This window comes from Microbacterium sp. H6 (assembly GCF_003314775.1).
Taxonomy (GTDB): Bacteria; Actinomycetota; Actinomycetes; order Actinomycetales; family Microbacteriaceae; genus Microbacterium; species Microbacterium oxydans.
On record NZ_QOAY01000001.1, the window covers coordinates 1 to 397 of the forward strand.

General features: G+C 73.8%; 1 pseudogene. It reads right to left on the reverse strand.

Annotation, left to right across the window (positions count from 1 at the left end):
* Positions 1–397, reverse strand: a pseudogene (locus tag DSP71_RS22790) (DNA polymerase III subunit gamma and tau); the annotation flags it as partial.

Below are 397 nucleotides of genomic sequence, written 5' to 3' on the forward strand. Positions count from 1 at the left end.
CGGAGCCGAATGCGTCGGCCTGAGCCCGCATGCGCTCCAGGTCGTCTTCCGCGACCCCGCGCAGGACGGCGGAGGCTCCGGGCCCGACCGCCGCGATCACGATGAGGTCGCGCAGACGCTCGAGCAGGTCGTCGACGAAGCGGCGAGGGTCCTGGCCGGTCTGCACCACACGGTCGATCGCGGGGAAGGCGGATGCGGCGTCGCCGGCCGCGAGCGCGTCGACGATCTCGTCGAGCAGCGCAGCGTGCGTGTATCCGAGCAGGGCGACAGCGCGCGCGTAGCCCACCGTGACCGTCTCGGACCCGGCCGGAGCGTCCGACCCGGCGATCAGCTGGTCGAGGAGCGAGAGGGTGTCACGCGGCGAACCGCCACCCGCGCGGACCACGAGCGGGAGCAC